We start from the raw sequence: 15,351 nt of genomic DNA, 5'->3' as shown, positions 1-15,351 counted from the left end.
GAGAGAGAGTTCTCCGGGAGAGGCGGCTCTCCAGTTATTCAGCGCAGATGCGCCTAATGTACGACTTCACGTCGCACACCATGATTATCCTGTGTCACCCTACGGACTGCTAGACATTTAGCAGCAAAGGATTTCATCAACAACTTCTGGAGTCGTCGCATTGTGCCAACATCACCACGTTGACTTGCCTTGAATATTCTCTTTTGGAGGCGGTAGACATGACGGTGAAATTTCTTCCACGGTATATCTTTCCAGTTCACCATGAGTTCAGTTTTACTGACCACTGTCTTGAATAATCCTCTGACATTGAAACTATCCAAATCGGTTAAACGTGAGTCTGTCTGCATATCTCAGGCATTACCCTGAGCGTTGGCTTCTGACTCTATCTTTCCTACTCGTTGCTTGTAGTTAGCACCTACCTTTGGTATTCGACCTCCAAAGGAGCAAGCGAGAGGTTACTTCGTTCCTGATAAACATTGTTTTGGACTTTTAGGATGCTACTCTCTGCGGGAGTGATTTTGAGGTATATCACAACTAAAACACGCCGCTTATCTTCACTCGTTGACTTGTTTTGTCTTTGGTGTATCAGCCTTGTTTCACCAATCTACGATGACCACAGTTCAGACGTAGCTTTCTTGCGTATCCATGAGTCCTTGCCAGATAACCTTATGTCAGGCTTATTTCGGATTATCTTTTACCCTGCTTCACGGATTGATGGCTAGTCGCTACCGTGAGGGTATGGCTTTCACTCTTATACCAAGAGGGATGGACTTGGATTTCTAGGTTACTTTCCTCACCATCATGTTTATCAAGTTGTCAAGGTTCTACCTTGCTAGCCATCCTCCGAGTTCGGTTTCGGCTAAACGAATCGCACATTTTGTTCGTACCAATTAAATCTATCAGCCAACAGGTAATTGTATTGGGCAGACAGCATGGATAGCATTCCCTTGCGGGTGATCTAGAGGATGTCTAGTCATCACAGCTTAAACTAACTTCAAAGGTATGTTGACTAGACATCCTGTGAGACAAAAACTCTCAAATAAAAAGCCCTCGCCTAGATTCAGACGGGAGAAGAAAAGGACAGTAAAGCGCAAGAGGTTGTCTCCTTTCACCAAAATATATTTCCCACTACGACAGGAGTTATGCAACAGGCAGCACTACCAGAGCTCACACTTCACTAATACTTTATACACTTTATTGTCTAAAGGTTTAATAGGTTTAACTGTTTACGCAACTGCTCAACATTCTTGATTTGGCTCCAGTCCACATCAGCCTGTTGTAACAGAGAAATCGCCACACCCATCAAATGCTGAGGATACACTCGTTCTGCTGGTGGCACAGCTTGGGCGTTGTTGTCCCTAACAAGTCTGGCTGTATCTGCTAACCATTCCTGCTGGTTGCGAGTAATTTTGAAATTGACCGCAACCAGTTTCTCCTTGGAATTAGCCAGAGTCGCAGCTTCAACCGGAGGGTCAAGAGCCGGTACCCTATCAGCTTCAATATCTACTGGTGCCGGTGACTGCTTAATTCCCGAAAACTGGCTCAGCTTTCCAATCCCCCCCATCTTACTTTTAGGTTTGTTCACGACAACCTCCACAATTTTTTGCATTCTTTAGCTAAAAACCGATAAGATGAAGCACCGGAGGACTTGGCAGCATAGGCGGTGACAGGCTTTTGCTGAGCAATGGATTCTGCCACAGCAATGTTGTCAGGAATCACCGTATGCAGCAGCCGATAGTCCAGTTCCACAGAAGCCTCAACCAGCAAACTGTCAGCTTCCTGGGTTAACAGCAAGCGCGACTTATAGCGAGTCCGTAACACCTCAATTGGCACTCCTGTTTGCTCCCCTCGAATTAATTCCACCGCTTCCGACAACCCTTTGAGGGCTGCCGGTTCGCACAAAGTCGGAATCAACACGCGATCGCACGCCAACAGAGCCTGTACCGAAACGGAGGAGAGCCCTGGCGAACAGTCCATCAGGCACACATCAAACCCCTTAAGCTTAGAGAGGGCTGGGGTGAATAAATCATGAGGTGACTGCAACTGGAACAGTCCCAAATCCCCCGGAATCAGCCACAGATTTTTTACCTCTGTATTTAATGGCTCTACGTTATCTCCCTGAAGCCAATCTAAAGCTGTCGGCTGCTGACCGTCTTGACCTAACCCAAAACTAAGGGTGCGCTGCCCATCTAAGTCGAGCAGCAGGACGCGGCACTTACTTGCGGCGAGGCAAGCTCCTAAGTTTAAAACTGTGGTACTTTTCCCCGTACCGCCCTTGAAATTGAAAATAGCGACCTTCAACATAAAATCCTATTAAGGTCTAATCATTGTTTAGCTTAACAGTTTTATGAGCTTAAGTGTTAAAATCCTAATATATTAAACGTCTAATATGTTTAACCGTTTATGGGTAATTCTGAGGTCAGCCGCAGATTGGCAGTTAAAGTCTGAGGTATTTTGTCTGGCTGGTTAGACCCAACGATCGACCGGGGCGATTGCTCTTTTGAGTAACGAGCGCACGTCGGCAAGGCTTGCGGTCATTGGTTAAACACTTAAACGTATTATACCTTTAAGTCTTTAGAGTAAGTTTCTCCCATAGCTGGCGAGTGAGGCAACTGAAGCAATGTCGCGCTTGGCATAGCGTTCCACCGCGATCGCAGTGCTGCCGTATGCTGATAAGCTGCTACGCAGCTTAGTAGTTGACAGGGCGGGCTGGCATACGAGTGAAAAAGTGGTTGTTCCAGAAGGAATCTTTCTTGAGTATTTGCCGCCTTATTCTCCTGAACTTCAGCCAGCAGAAAGGCTGTGGTGTCTTGCCGATGAACTGAAAGTTAATAAAAGTTTTGACAGCCTTGATGATGCGAGAAGAAGTGCTCGCCTCGCGCTATCAAATTTTAGCGACGACCATGACAGAGAGAATCAAAAATCTTACCTTTTATCCTTGGTGGCCAGAGCCAGAAATTTTAGCCACAGGATAACTGATAATTTTCCGCTTCTACTAACTTCATAATTGCTATCTATTCATTTCACACGCTCGCAAGTGGACAGAGAAACTTTTTTGCTGCTCGTCAATTAGCAAGCTTTATTGAATTTTAGACAATTTTCTCTTCTTCCTTTCAACTATAAAAGTTCTTTTTATTGGACGATCGCGAGCGCAAGTTTCTTTACTCCCGACGATAAAGGGGGTAACTAACCCGGATTTGGTATGACCAAGGAAGGGCTAAATCATGAAAACATCTCTAAATTTGACAGCCGCCCAATTAGAGCAACTAAAAGCGCATTTGTTCCCTGGCGACGGTCAAGAAGCTGTTGCTATTGCACTTTGCGGTCGCCTTGTTGGAAATGGCACGCATCGCTTGTTAATCCACAAAATTGTGCCAGTACCTTACGAATACTGTTCCCTTCGTACTCCTGACCAAGTGAGGTGGTCAACTAATATCCTCATACCATTCCTCTGTGAAGCTGCCAAGCGCCGCAGGGGAATTCTCAAAATTCACGGACACCCTGAGAATTTCCCCCACCATTCTGATATTGACGACGAGGCTGACCGCCACCTTTTCCCGTCTATCTACGGCTGGGTAGAGTTGCGTCAAATTTATCAGCCCACGACCGAACAGTGAAGTTAGGGCAACAGCGATCGCTGTTGCCTGGTAATAATTCCCATAATAGTAATTTTGGGAACTATCCAGGGTTTAATGAGTTAAATCGCGATGAATAAAATTCGCTATGCTTGCCAATCCCTCTAGCTCCAACCCCCGTCTAGCTTCTGACATTGAAATCACCCCCCTGGTTACGGCTTCAAGCCTCCTATCGGCGTGGGCGGAGTTCTTAGAACTCGATGTCGCGGCTGGGGACGCAGCACCGGATACCGCCGATACTTACCGCCGCCAGTTGCGACTGTTCGTGTCTTGGTGCGATCGCGCCGACCCCCAAATCAACCTTGCTAGTGCGACAAAGGATGATATTAAGCGCTACCGCCGCTGGTTGGTGGAAGACAGGAAATTGAAGCCTGCGACTGTGGCCCTGAAATTATCGGTAGTCAGGCGTTTCTACGATGCGGCTACATCCAAGGGGCTGATTTTGGTCAACCCCGCCCTCAGCGTGAAGCCACCGAGGGAAAAGCGAGATGCTGCTGAGAAGGTGACTTACCTGGAAAAGTCGGAAGTGGAGAAGTTGCTGGCTACGATTAAGAGCGACGGCAGCGTGAAGGCACTGCGGGACAAGGCGCTGCTGGTGATTATGACGCTGGAGGGACCGCGCACGGTGGAGATGCACCGGGCTAATATTGCTGATTTGGTACAGCAAGGCAATAATTTGGGGATTCGGGTGGAGGGGAAGGGCAGCATTAGGATTGTGCCGCTAACGCCGGAAATTGCGCTCGCTCTGATGAATTACTTGGAAGCGAGAAAAGCGATGGAAGTGCTTGCGCCCTCTAGCCCGCTGTTTGTAGCTGTGGGATACCGGGCAGGTGGGCAGCGGATTAGCCGCCGGGGGATACGGAAGGTTGTAGACGGCTATTTAAAGGAAGCAGGGCTGAAACATTCGCCGGGGCGCACGATATCGACCCACAGTTTGAGACATACGGCGGGAACGCTGGCGCTGCGAGCCGGGGCAGAACTGCGGCAAGTGCAGGACTTGTTGGGGCATAAAGACCCCAGGACGACTTCTATTTATACTCACGTAGCGGAGCGATGGGCCAATAATCCTGCTCTGAAGTTAGGGATTACAATTGGGCAGTAAACGATCAGAGCTACTTTGCTATCAAAGTAGGCCCAAAACTAGCTGTCGCTGACAAAAAAGAGGAAATTCGAGTAGATGATTTTCAGGATGATTGTAGCATAATTTGTCTAATTTGTTTGAGGATTCGCATGATGTCATAAAGTTGATTGCGATAGGGGAGTAACAGGGAGAAAATATTAGATAAATCGTATTGAGGGTTAGGTTGAATTAGAAGTTTAATAAATTGGAATTCATCACCGTTTGTGATTAATCCATAAACGGGGCGTTCTGGGTTGGGGTTTGCCATCAAGTAGGTGAGGGCTTGGGGTAGGGCAACAGAAAAGGCGATAGTTGATTTAGATTCTACAACTAATACCCAGAGTTGCTGTTGAATAATGAGGGTGTCGATGCGTCCTCGCAGCATTTCGTCTCTGTCTTCTAGGAAGAGTTCAACTTCCGGTTCTGTAGTGACAAAAAAGGGTTCGTCGTATAAGCCGGTTAGAGTTAATAAGGGAGAAATGACTAAGTGATTGATGGTTCCTTCGGCTAAGGAACCGCGTTTGCGATGACGAATAAATCGGTTTCTGATTTGGTCTAGTGCGGCTGTTTCTGGGTCGGTGAGTTCGGGTAAGTTTTGATTCCATTCAGGAAACAATTGTGCGTTTTCTGTAGGACGGAGATTAAATTTTTCTTCCAGATTGTCTAAGCTAGTGATGGTTTTGGAAATCGGTTTAGTTTGAACCATAGCTCTAATGCAAGTGAAGGTGGATAATTGGTAGAGAGTGTCGGTGAATCTCTCTATAGTATATGAGTATATGGTGAAGTTAGCAAACTTTAACTAACATTTCTTCTGTCAACTTATAATGATGTAAAACCATCAGTTGATGAGCCTTTAAAGTCTCGAGCGCATAAGCCCGACCATTCAAATCGCTAAACTCAACTTCAAAAACTCCCGGTTCGTACACTTCAACCAAACCCTTATTTTAGGCGATCGCCCTGACGGGGTGACAAGCAACCTGAAAGCTAGCAAGACTTGCGGTTTAAACCGATTAATCTCAAAAAAGATGGAGGAATGCGAAGCCTCACGCTGGCTACGCCTACGCCATTTTTTCAGGTTTCGACAACGGAGAAGGAAGCTGGGGGGCGATCGTAATCATCATTATTGTCAATAGACCTGTCAATAAGCCGGGTTCTTTTTTAGGTTAAGGAGCTTCAAAGCTTTATCTATAAATGGTCGCAGAGTAGTTGTTACCCCGTCAGGCGATCGCCCGGAGAAACGTAGAAAACCACCATCGTCAGTTTTTTGACACCGTTTTGATACAGGTTTGATACCGTTTTGATACCCTAATGTCCCCTGTTCAGTCGTTTACCACTAAAAAGAGAATCGGCGATGGGACTTGGGGAAAGCTGACGCGCATCTCGCATTGTACTTTTTGAAGCCTAAACCTCTTAATGCAACGACGTTATTATCAAGCATGGGCTGAGCGAGTTTTACTTCCCGGTTAAAATTTTATTTTCCTGACAATCCACACATCATTTTACCCTAAAAATTGTCACCGTAACCTATGAGTTAAACAGTTGCCACCTCACCGATCAAAGCCTGATATTCATCACTTGAAAAGGGGCGAAAGCCATCATAACATTGAGAAGTTATATTACACAGCAAGCGAAACTGAAGCGGTGTCGGTGGTTGATTGACACGCTCTACGCGCACCTCTACCAAACTGGGATTTATCAATAAAACTTCAAAAATCTCACTATTCAAATATCGCGGACAATACCCGACAATATAGTGGTCTTCTGTATTTAAAGTCAATGCTTTAGAATCATAATGATTTTGAAATTCGTGAGCTAACCATAACTTTTCTCCAGTCTCTAAGCGGTTAACTCGCTCAATTGCACATTGTGGCAAATACCTCAGTCCATGCAAGAAAAAGTGAAGGCGATACCGCCCTTCTGAATCTAGTTCGGGACACGGAAAAACAGTAAGCGTATCTGTTTCTCGTCGCCCACCGCTGCGGGCTAACATGGCAATTGGATCTCTTTCATGCTGAGAAAGATTTAGCCAGTGAATAAAACTTGAGTAATCGGGGCGATTTTTTGGCATCAACCGATTAGCAAATACGGGAAATAAGTAAGTTGATGTATAGACTTTACCTAAGCGCGGAAACGAGGCTAAGGGTTCAAAACCGCACTTTTCTTGAGCTTCTAAAACGCCTTGTGTGTATGTAAATTCGTAGTTAATTCCATCAAATGTTAGCCTGCCAATGGGAAACCAAGAGCGGCTATTTTGGTCTTGCCAAGCCAAAAAAAGTGTTGATTTTGTCTTCACGGTAGCGCTTTCCTCAAGGTAAGTAGTCTGTGTTGATTAAATTCAAGAATCTTTTGGGCAAAATCGGCGGCAATAGGCGAGATACGAGTGTTAGGAATTCGATTTAAAATATCTAGTATATTCGCCTTTGAGATACCTTCAAGTCGCTCAAGCCATATATGCGCTGCATTCGGATAACAACGTGCAGCGTACTCAAATACATCAACAGTTTTGAGAGGCTTTTTATCATCAACGTTACCATAAAAAGCTGAGAAACATTTGTTAGCATAAAACTTTACTGAGCGGTTTTGCCTTTGTTCATCAGAGAGGTCGCGACCTAAGCTAGAAGCGTGATCGTAAGTGGGTGCTAGGTGTACTGTTTCAGATGTAGTGGACGCTAGGTGTGCTGTTTCGGATGTAGTAGACGCTAGGTGTACTGTTTCCCCTGAAGTAAGCATTGCTTTATTTTGGATAACACCCCAGTTTTCGTGGTGGCGATCGCCATTGCCAATCCACGCATCTAACAGAAGATAGCCGACAAACACTTCTACAGCTTTTTGGATGCCACTGGGTACTGTGCAACCAATAGGTAAATTCACAGATTCATCAGAGATAATTCTCAACACTAGATCAATTGTATGTTGCGACAGGTTGTAGGTTGCAAAGGTGGGGTAATTTGGCACGATGGGAGTAAGAAGTTCGTTACCGTGAACGAGGGTGCCACCGTTGGGTAAAAAGTAAGAAGAGACTACACCGAGATTCCCCTCACTCGTGGCGGCCAGTTCATAATTAGCATGAGGAATTCCCAGTAATTCGCACAATTCGGAGGCCACTTTCTCTGCCCAATCTTCGCCTAAATCAAGTCTTGCTTGTTTGTACAGGCAGCGGCCGAGTTCTGGGTGTTCAAACCAAAACTTATACTTACTCCCCATTGCTTCCTGATTAGAAAGTTCGTAAGCTTCTTGGGTGACAATAATGATGGGGAATTCATCGGACATAAATTGTTCAACCTATTTCTTTTGCCACACTCGCAGTTCACAAATACAAGGCTGAACTGAGCATTAATCGTGATCGCCTCTACTCTCGATCTTTTTTGAGACTATTAACTCAAACCCTTGTGTAATAAGCCGTTCAACTTTCTTGTCCCCATGTGTGCGCGATGCCATAAATAACTCATCCTGTCCCTTCTTCTGCAAGCTCTAAGCGGTGTGTGTAAGTGTTGACGAATTGCCCCGAAAACAGAGATTTCACCATTACCTGAGCCCCAGAAACAGCTCTAACGACATATTTCTGAACCTCACCGCAGAACCTCACCACCGAGCCAACTTTCAGCTCAGACGGTGCTATTTGGGGTACTTTTGTCTCATAAGTAGGAATAGCATGATTTTCGGGCTCTATCGCCTGATATGAAGCTGCAACTCCCATCCCTTCTGTTGTTAATGTCTCCCTAGGTGCAGCTTCCACTCCAAACACTTGAGTAGCGTGAGTCACTTCCTCATCCATAGGCGGCACACCCTCAGATATCTCTATATTATTATCCGACCCTGTGCCAGCAGTTCCCACCTCATTATTTTGTTGAGATAAACCAAGAGGCGGCACAACCTCAGATATCCCTATATTATTATCCGACCCTGTGCCAACAGTTCCCACCTCATTAATCTGTTGAGGCAAATCCTGAGAAAACACACCTTCTGACATCCCTATACTATTATCCGACCCTGTGTCAGCCGAGACCACCCGATCATTCTGTTGAGGCACACCCTCAGAAAACACATCCTCAGACATCTCTATACTATTATCCGACCCTGTGCCACTAGATACCCCTCTTAAACACTGAGTAGCAGCTTCCGGCAAAGACACTGCCTCTTTATCCCGCTGCTGCCAAACCTCAAAAATCGTCTGCCTGCCATCCTGGGGAAACTCAAACTGGTAAACCCTAATGCGTTTGGGCCTACCTAAAGCATCTCGTTCCTCAGACCTTTCTTGGCGAACCCGTCGCAAAGTAAAGCCCAGCTTACCCCTTAAAATATACTGCACCACTTCCATCGGCTTAGCCTTGGGATTGACGCTGATGCCCAAAAAGTCTTTCACATCAACAGAACATAGCTTAACCCGCTCAGCAAAAGCTATCACAAGCGCGTCAGTCCCTCGAAACTCTTTGTCCGGGTTTAAGAACTCCATCACTCCCAATTTATTAAGTGCTTCCACCCTAGCTGTAAATAAGCGCAAATCTTGGGGACAAACCTTACCTTTACCCCTTTCCTGATGTCCAGCCAAGTGATTTTTATCTCGCAATCTGACAAATTCAGGGTCATAACTTAGATAATAATGCAGGCTAATTTTTGGCAACCAGCCATCATCATCTCTGAGTTTTAGTTCGGGCGTAATAGGCACTCCATAAGTATCCCACAGTTGATATTTACGCTGCTTGTCTAGTTCTGCCTTCGTCTTAGCCCGCTTGTCCTTCAATTTCAGGTATTCAGACAGAGTAATGTTTTCAGCATTGGCCACCCCTGAAGCCTCAGCTACCTTATTCTCTTCCCTGATTACTTTTGCCTCATCGCTAAGACAATTAGCTACAGTTTCTAAGTTGTCTAACTCCTCTTCTAATTCTTGCGCTTGCTTAGTTAGCTGTTCCCATAAATCCCAGTCTTGGCAATTGTGAGCCGCCAATTGTTGCATTTGTATAACTTTAATCTCCCGATGTAATTGAGTCTCTCGACACAATGTTATCCGATGCCCTTCAGCCTTCAATCCCTCCCAAATAGCCTCTCTGTAGTTCCACATTCCAACGTTGATTCTAGCTGCCATTAAAGCCCAAGTCCGCAAGTGAATCGGGTCGTGGGCGAAATCTATGTCAAAATCAGCGTCATGCAACAGTTTGATATTGGTTTTAATGACTTTCTGCTGAGATTTGATTATTGCTCGATAACTAGCGCTGCCATTGCCAATTTTGCCGAAACCAAATTGTTGAGTCCAAACAAACCAAGGCACATTTTCATCCCTTACACGGGCTAGAGCTTGCAAAGCGTCATTGACGGCTACCGCCCCTTTAAAGATGCCAAAAACTGCTGTAAAGTAACCTCGGATATCGATGCTGACACCAGTGCCAATCGTGGGGCTGGCGATGATAATATCGTAGTTTTTGATCTGAGCATTGAGTTGCTCAATGCAGCCATAAGCGGGATGGTTTGGGTCGGCTACTGATTCGCTATCAATCCTAAGAATTCGCTGATGGGGAAAGCGGCGTTGCAGTTGCGTTTCCAGGTTGCGACAAGACCATTTTCCGGTGACTTTTTGAGAGTCTTCTACAACCATAATGCGCGGTCGATGTAGCTCTACAGGGTGAGATTTACTAGGGTTTATAGAGCTACATTCAGTAGCGTTTATATGGCAACATTCAGCACGGCTTTCCAGGTCGCAACAAGTGACTTCTTGAGACAGAATTTGCTCCATCTGCACATACAGCGAAGCCGGGTTAGAAGTAGCAAAAAAAGTCACATCTCGCCCTCGTTTTGGCCGCCACTCGTTAACAGCAACCCAAGGCGAAATAGGGATGCCTGCTATGGCTATTAGGTAGTCGATGCTGTAATCGGATAAGTCGGCATCTTGGGCAACAACTAAGCCGCCACTTGTCAAGACGTTGTGGATGAGTTCTTGCAGAGTTTGCAAGATGGCGACTCGGTTCTCGCGGCAAGTTGAACTGTTTAAGGCGTGCCAGATGACTTGTTCGCACTCATCGATGATGACGATCGCACCTTCCCAATCTTCAGGATTGAATTTTGCTTGAGAGAGGGGGTGGAGGCTGTCTATGCACAAGCCGTATCCGAATAGTTTACCCTCGGCTGAGTCTCTGGTTTCGTCGATGTAGTTGATTCCTAAGCTGGCACAGATAGCCCTGCCCAGTTGAATCCTATGGGTAATTATCAGCACGCGGCGATCGCCTGTGTCAAGGGATTGTGAGACTAAGTTAGTCAAGGCTTGGGTTTTGCCGGTGCCTTTGGGGGCTTTGATGCAGGCTAACCCGGACTCTGGATAGGGGAGTTTTCCCAAATAGCGAGAATTGAGCTTTAAAGAGGCGGGATAGGTTAAAAGCCATGATTCCCTAGCGAGCCAGAATTGGAAGCCTTGCGCTTCATTTTTGAGGGCGTTGAAGGCATCGGAGCCCTTCGATACCACGAAATCGTCAACGCCTTTTTCTGGCCCTGGCAGGTTGATGACTTTGACGGGGCAATTTGCCGCTGCGAACAGGCGGCCGAGTTTGCCAATTTCCCGGTTGACGTTCTGGATGGTTTGGCGTTTGTTGTCGCAGTCGAAGCAGATGTAGATTTCCCGCCCTGGGGTGGCGAAGTGTTGGAGTTCGGGGATGAGGTAGGGGTCGCATTTTTCGCCTTGCGGGGTTTTGGTTCTGACACCGCCGGTGACACCGGGGAGGGCGATGGCGGCGTAGCCCAGTGTGAGTAGGCATCCGGCTTTTTTTGCGCCTTCGACGATGATGACGGGGATGTTGTTGTCCCACACCCATTGCCAGAAGCCAAGTTGTTTGTCTGAGTTGTCGATGGGCAAATCGTAGCGGGCTGCGACTTTTGCCCAGATGTGGTCTGGGACTTGCAGGAAGAAGGCTCTGGTGGGGCTTTTGGGGGGGTGTTCGTATTTGACGGGTTTGATTTTGCCTTTGGGGTCAAAGGCATTTCGGGGCCTTTGGGGTTTGAAGCAGCCCCAATACATGGGTTGCCAGTTGTTGAGGGGGTCAAGACCATTGCACCACCAGCCACCGTGTTCGATGTGGCTGTAGTGCTTTCTGGCCCACCGCCATTGTGCGTCGGGATGGACTCTGCCGGAGGCGGCGTTGATTTCGTACAGGAGGTATTGGTACGGGGTGTCGCCTGAGAGGGTTTGGATGTTAAGGGCGATGAGGTCGGGGTCTATGGCCGAAGCCAGCCATTCGGACAGTGGGGAGATGGGCGCGTTCACAGCACACCTCCGGTGTTGGTGGAAGGTCGGGGCAGCCGGAAGCGGTTAGGCGGGGTTGAGGGGGCTTTTCGTAGGGGTAGGGGTGTTTCTCTGGTGTCAGCAAGGCTGCGGGCAATTCCCGTGCGTTTGGTTTGACGGCAATGCTTCCAGCACCTCAGATAAATTTCTCTCGTCACGTTTTATATTGGGCAGAATTTGAAATCAATCCTTAGCCTGTCTGACTCGGCTGCTGTGGTTAGTGACACTCCGTTAAACTACTCAAACTACTCAGGAGATTTTTAGGCGCTGAAAGCTATACAGGACAAAGGTTTCAAATTTACAACTTTTCCGAATACCCCCTAAACTTTTCCGAATACCCCCTAAACTTTTCCGAATACCCCCAAAGTGTTTAGGCGCTGAAACCATTGTCAGATAAGAGATTCAAGCAAATTTGCTAATTTTTTAGGTGTTTAGCGGTTTAAACACTCTGCTGCTCAAAAAGCTAAAAAGACCCCCTGAATTGGGAGTCTTTCCGCTGGATGCAAGATGCCTTTTGGTTGGCTAGTTACTCATTTAAGCCAAGGTGACGAATTATCTTGGTTTTCAGGCTGGGCTTGATGGTATGTGGATAGCAGCCGTTCTCAATCTGAGATAGCTGGGATGCTGAGATACCCAGCTCTTTTGCCATTGTTCTCAGGCTTTCTTCCATAGTTTTCCGAGCTTCTCTCACCCATTGACCAAAAGCTATGGGTTCGGTTAGGTTGGCTGCTGGCTGAGCTGACTTCTGCTTGTGGGCGGGTCTTTTGGGCGGTTGCGGTTGCTCTGGTTTTGATTCGGGTTGTTGTGGGTGTTTGGGTAGCGCTTCTGGCTGGCGTAAAGTCCCGTTAAGTTGTAGCCAGGTTTCAAACCAGTGATTGGGCTTTTTAATTTGGCTGTTTGGATACGCCCAGTCAGGGACATCGGACTCGTAGTCAAAGAGGTAGGGGTATTCAAAATTTCCCAGTGTTTTTAGCCCTCGATCGAAGCTGCGCTTTAAATTCGAGGCAGTAACTCCGTTTCTCTTGGCTGTCTCTATGTCGTTCTTATACCCGATTCGCGTCAGCAGTGTTTCTATTTGATACCGACCGCTTTTGTGCTGTTGCAGGGCAAATAGGGCAAAATAAGCCAGTCTGAGAGCCATTTTTTCCTGGTAATAATCTAGTTTTAGCGCCTCGCTGGTAAGGTAGCCAAATTCCCGCAAGTATTCGTGACCTGCAAATTTGTCAAACCATTTGCCAGGGCGATAAGTGATTTCAATATCGATCAAGGTGTTTTTTTCTTGATGAAACACCTCGGTAATTTGAAAAATCTCCCAGAGATTGGAGTGTTCAATAGTAAATATTTTATTGCGTATCCGCCAAGCTTTAACGGAAACTTCTAATCGTTTTAGCAGATATCCATGATAGGCTAAGGCTCTTAGTTTTTCTTCTTTAGAAAGGTATCGGGCTGGCTGGCTATTGGCGTCTCGTTCGGCTTTTGGGATGTAGTGTTTCTTTTTGTTATTCTCACCAAAGTCAGCTAGGAGTTTAGATGCTGATACTGTAATTTGCTCTCTCCCGACTTCGGGCTTGCGAAAGGCAATCATTGCCAGTGCATAGTGCAGTTTGAGGGTTTCTTCTCCGAAGTTCTGGGCGATAATTTCCTTGGCTTGATAGGCAATTTCAGCAAAGTCTGTTAGGTCGAAACGATCGCGGATTTGCAATTCAACTCGACCTTTGGAAAAATCTTTGCGACCATTCAAACTGGTTTCGCTTATTTCCCAGAAATCCATACCAGTGACTCCAGCCGTATAGATTGTATCTGTGATTGCACTACTGGGGCATTCTTCGTAGAATTTTCTTTGGCAGAGGCGGGGTTCTGTAGATGACTTATGTGACCGTTGCGATTGCTTTGGCTCCGCGTAGGAGCTGTTGCTAAGGTTATTAGAGTCTATATTAACCTCAAGGTTTTGATGATCGCAGATTTTCTTGCCAGACATGGGGGTGATCTGTCTCCACCTGTTATGGTCGGTCCATCGTGCTTGTCAGGTTGATGGGTTTGCTAATTACAAAGTTTTATCGTCGCATCACGAAGTAAATCGCTCTTCTGTGGGTAAAACCATTTGGGAGCCTGGGTCTAAATATTACAAAATAGCCCAAAACCAGAACTGGTTGTGTCCAATCTGTGGGGAAAATCTACACAATGGAGAAGCTCTAGAAACACACCACATAGTACCTCTGGTAAAAAGTGGAACAGATGAAATCGACAATCTTCAACACCTACATAAAATTTGCCATAAGACGGTACATAGTGGTAAACGTTCTGTGAAGGCAAAGGCCCCGGCCGTATGATGCGACGAGTAGCAAGTACGGTTCTGAGGGGAGGAGATACGGTGACGTATGCTCTCTTGCCCGACAGTCGCAAGCACGGTTTCGGATGGGAGGGGTGGAGTAGTAATACTCCCCTCGACCCTAACCGATTTGGTGGCGTATGAGGACTTGATGGTTCGTAATATGGTCAAGAATAGACACTCTTGCAAATCGATCGGTGATGCAGCATGGACTCAGTATTCCGAATCAGTGGTGGGAGGATGTCAATCGAATGTCCGAATAAACCTGCAAGCCGCTTTGACGCAAGCTCCCCATTGACTCTATCAATCCGAGTGCACTTTGACCAAACTAATGCAGGAAAATCGATATAACTGAGCCAAAAAAATTAGCTAAAAATTGGGAGGAAAAAAGAGGAAAAAACAGCACATTTTTTACTCATTACACCTCCTATTTCGTACTTTTAGCCTCATTTTAAGTATAAATGCTTATGAGTTTTTGTAAAGAATTGTTGCTTTTGGCGTGATTTTCTGTACTCCGACACCTCTTGAATCCTGCTAAATCCTCGTAATAAGTACGGTAGTCGCATAGCAAGCCATGTCAAATAGACGTAAGAAGGGGGTAAAAATGATCAATTTATGGTTTTTATGGTTTTTGCAAGACTGCTATGAGAATAGCTGCAATTTGGAGTTAGCTCACGCTCACTCTGGGCAGCTAAGAGGAGAAAGTTTGACTTGCTCGCTGTTTGGATTTTGACGCCCGCTGTACGCTCGCTCTTTGAGTCGATATTGAAGCCAAGAGCGAGCCAGTTGGTGTACAGGAAAGCCTTGGTTACGATGGAGCATCGCCGGGCACGACGCAAGCCCGTTGGTGCAGTTGGGTATTGGCTGGTAACGCCCAACGCGATCGCGCCTTGCCCTCCTGTTTTTAATCTCGCAGCCAGTAAAGATGTTGATGCTCGCTGTTGGACGATCGTTCGTCCAACAGCGAGCATCGAGCTTGGACTTAACTCGCCATGAGAGCCGA

At 46.5% G+C, this 15,351-nt stretch carries 13 protein-coding genes and 1 pseudogene; 5 read left to right on the top strand and 9 right to left on the bottom strand.

Annotation, left to right across the window (positions count from 1 at the left end; all coding sequences use genetic code 11):
• Window positions 1-53: 53 nt before the first annotated feature.
• The 3 genes from QUA16_RS10170 to QUA16_RS10160 form a co-directional block, all read right to left on the bottom strand.
• Entirely contained in the window at window positions 54-263 is a 210-nt protein-coding gene (locus QUA16_RS10170; protein ID WP_333103266.1) for a reverse transcriptase N-terminal domain-containing protein, read from the bottom strand.
• A 938-nt stretch (window positions 264-1,201) separates the two neighbouring features.
• Entirely contained in the window at window positions 1,202-1,585 is a 384-nt protein-coding gene (locus QUA16_RS10165) for a hypothetical protein (RefSeq protein ID WP_333103262.1), read from the bottom strand.
• Window positions 1,582-2,304 carry a ParA family protein gene (locus tag QUA16_RS10160; protein ID WP_015179842.1) on the bottom strand — a complete coding sequence of 241 codons (723 nt, stop codon included), beginning with the start codon at window positions 2,302-2,304 and terminating at the stop codon, window positions 1,582-1,584. Before QUA16_RS10160 ends, QUA16_RS10165 begins: the two co-directional genes overlap by 4 nt.
• Window positions 2,305-2,689: 385 nt before the next feature.
• On the opposite strand from QUA16_RS10160, the pseudogene QUA16_RS36880 reads away from it, so the two are divergent.
• The 3 genes and pseudogenes from QUA16_RS36880 to QUA16_RS10145 form a co-directional block, all read left to right on the top strand.
• A pseudogene (locus tag QUA16_RS36880) lies at window positions 2,690-2,854 on the top strand (transposase); the annotation flags it as partial.
• 370 nt (window positions 2,855-3,224) lie between these two features.
• Window positions 3,225-3,617, top strand: coding sequence for a hypothetical protein (locus QUA16_RS10150; protein ID WP_333103261.1), 393 nt, complete (start codon window positions 3,225-3,227; stop codon window positions 3,615-3,617).
• A gap of 106 nt (window positions 3,618-3,723) precedes the next feature.
• Window positions 3,724-4,737 (top strand): tyrosine-type recombinase/integrase, encoded by a 1,014-nt coding sequence (locus QUA16_RS10145; RefSeq protein ID WP_333103259.1) that lies wholly within the window; start codon window positions 3,724-3,726, stop codon window positions 4,735-4,737.
• 82 nt (window positions 4,738-4,819) lie between these two features.
• Here the strand turns inward: QUA16_RS10145 and QUA16_RS10140 are convergent, their stop codons facing one another.
• The 6 genes from QUA16_RS10140 to QUA16_RS10115 all read right to left on the bottom strand — a co-directional run bounded on the left by QUA16_RS10140 (window position 4,820) and on the right by QUA16_RS10115 (window position 13,790).
• Window positions 4,820-5,461, bottom strand: a complete 642-nt coding sequence (locus QUA16_RS10140; RefSeq protein ID WP_333103257.1) for a restriction endonuclease subunit R — start codon at window positions 5,459-5,461, stop codon at window positions 4,820-4,822.
• Window positions 5,462-5,540: 79 nt separating this feature from the next.
• Entirely contained in the window at window positions 5,541-5,681 is a 141-nt protein-coding gene (locus tag QUA16_RS10135; RefSeq protein WP_333103264.1) for a DUF4926 domain-containing protein, read from the bottom strand.
• A gap of 605 nt (window positions 5,682-6,286) precedes the next feature.
• Window positions 6,287-7,048: an HIRAN domain-containing protein gene (locus tag QUA16_RS10130; RefSeq protein ID WP_333103255.1), complete on the bottom strand. Its 762-nt coding sequence runs from the start codon at window positions 7,046-7,048 to the stop codon at window positions 6,287-6,289.
• Window positions 7,045-8,025: a hypothetical protein gene (locus QUA16_RS10125; protein WP_333103253.1), complete on the bottom strand. Its 981-nt coding sequence runs from the start codon at window positions 8,023-8,025 to the stop codon at window positions 7,045-7,047. The genes QUA16_RS10130 and QUA16_RS10125 overlap by 4 nt, the downstream gene beginning before the upstream one ends.
• 175 nt (window positions 8,026-8,200) lie before the next feature.
• Window positions 8,201-12,001 carry a plasmid replication protein, CyRepA1 family gene (locus QUA16_RS10120; protein ID WP_333103251.1) on the bottom strand — a complete coding sequence of 1,267 codons (3,801 nt, stop codon included), beginning with the start codon at window positions 11,999-12,001 and terminating at the stop codon, window positions 8,201-8,203.
• A 544-nt stretch (window positions 12,002-12,545) separates the two neighbouring features.
• On the bottom strand, window positions 12,546-13,790 hold the full coding sequence (locus QUA16_RS10115) for a helix-turn-helix transcriptional regulator (RefSeq protein WP_333103249.1): 1,245 nt from the start codon (window positions 13,788-13,790) through the stop codon (window positions 12,546-12,548).
• A gap of 205 nt (window positions 13,791-13,995) precedes the next feature.
• Here QUA16_RS10115 and QUA16_RS10110 point away from each other — a divergent pair, with 205 nt between their 5' ends.
• Window positions 13,996-14,349 carry an HNH endonuclease gene (locus QUA16_RS10110; protein ID WP_106334385.1) on the top strand — a complete coding sequence of 118 codons (354 nt, stop codon included), beginning with the start codon at window positions 13,996-13,998 and terminating at the stop codon, window positions 14,347-14,349.
• Between the two features lie 710 nt (window positions 14,350-15,059).
• Window positions 15,060-15,344, top strand: coding sequence for a hypothetical protein (locus QUA16_RS10105; protein WP_333103248.1), 285 nt, complete (start codon window positions 15,060-15,062; stop codon window positions 15,342-15,344).
• The last annotated feature ends 7 nt before the right edge of the window (window positions 15,345-15,351 follow it).

Origin of the sequence: Microcoleus sp. S13_C3 (assembly GCF_036700905.1) — a bacterium.
GTDB lineage: Bacteria > Cyanobacteriota > Cyanobacteriia > Cyanobacteriales > Microcoleaceae > Microcoleus.
The sequence above is the reverse complement of the archived record's forward strand: the minus strand, read 5'-3'. Positions and strand labels throughout refer to the sequence as shown.

Coding starts and splice junctions, on each gene's coding strand:
- QUA16_RS10170 (WP_333103266.1), bottom strand. CDS start 263: ATGGTGAACTGGAAAGATATACCGTGGAAGAAATTTCACCGTCATGTC.
- QUA16_RS10160 (WP_015179842.1), bottom strand. CDS start 2,304: ATGTTGAAGGTCGCTATTTTCAATTTCAAGGGCGGTACGGGGAAAAGT.
- QUA16_RS10150 (WP_333103261.1), top strand. CDS start 3,225: ATGAAAACATCTCTAAATTTGACAGCCGCCCAATTAGAGCAACTAAAA.
- QUA16_RS10145 (WP_333103259.1), top strand. CDS start 3,724: ATGCTTGCCAATCCCTCTAGCTCCAACCCCCGTCTAGCTTCTGACATT.
- QUA16_RS10140 (WP_333103257.1), bottom strand. CDS start 5,461: ATGGTTCAAACTAAACCGATTTCCAAAACCATCACTAGCTTAGACAAT.
- QUA16_RS10125 (WP_333103253.1), bottom strand. CDS start 8,025: ATGTCCGATGAATTCCCCATCATTATTGTCACCCAAGAAGCTTACGAA.
- QUA16_RS10115 (WP_333103249.1), bottom strand. CDS start 13,790: ATGGATTTCTGGGAAATAAGCGAAACCAGTTTGAATGGTCGCAAAGAT.
- QUA16_RS10110 (WP_106334385.1), top strand. CDS start 13,996: ATGGGGGTGATCTGTCTCCACCTGTTATGGTCGGTCCATCGTGCTTGT.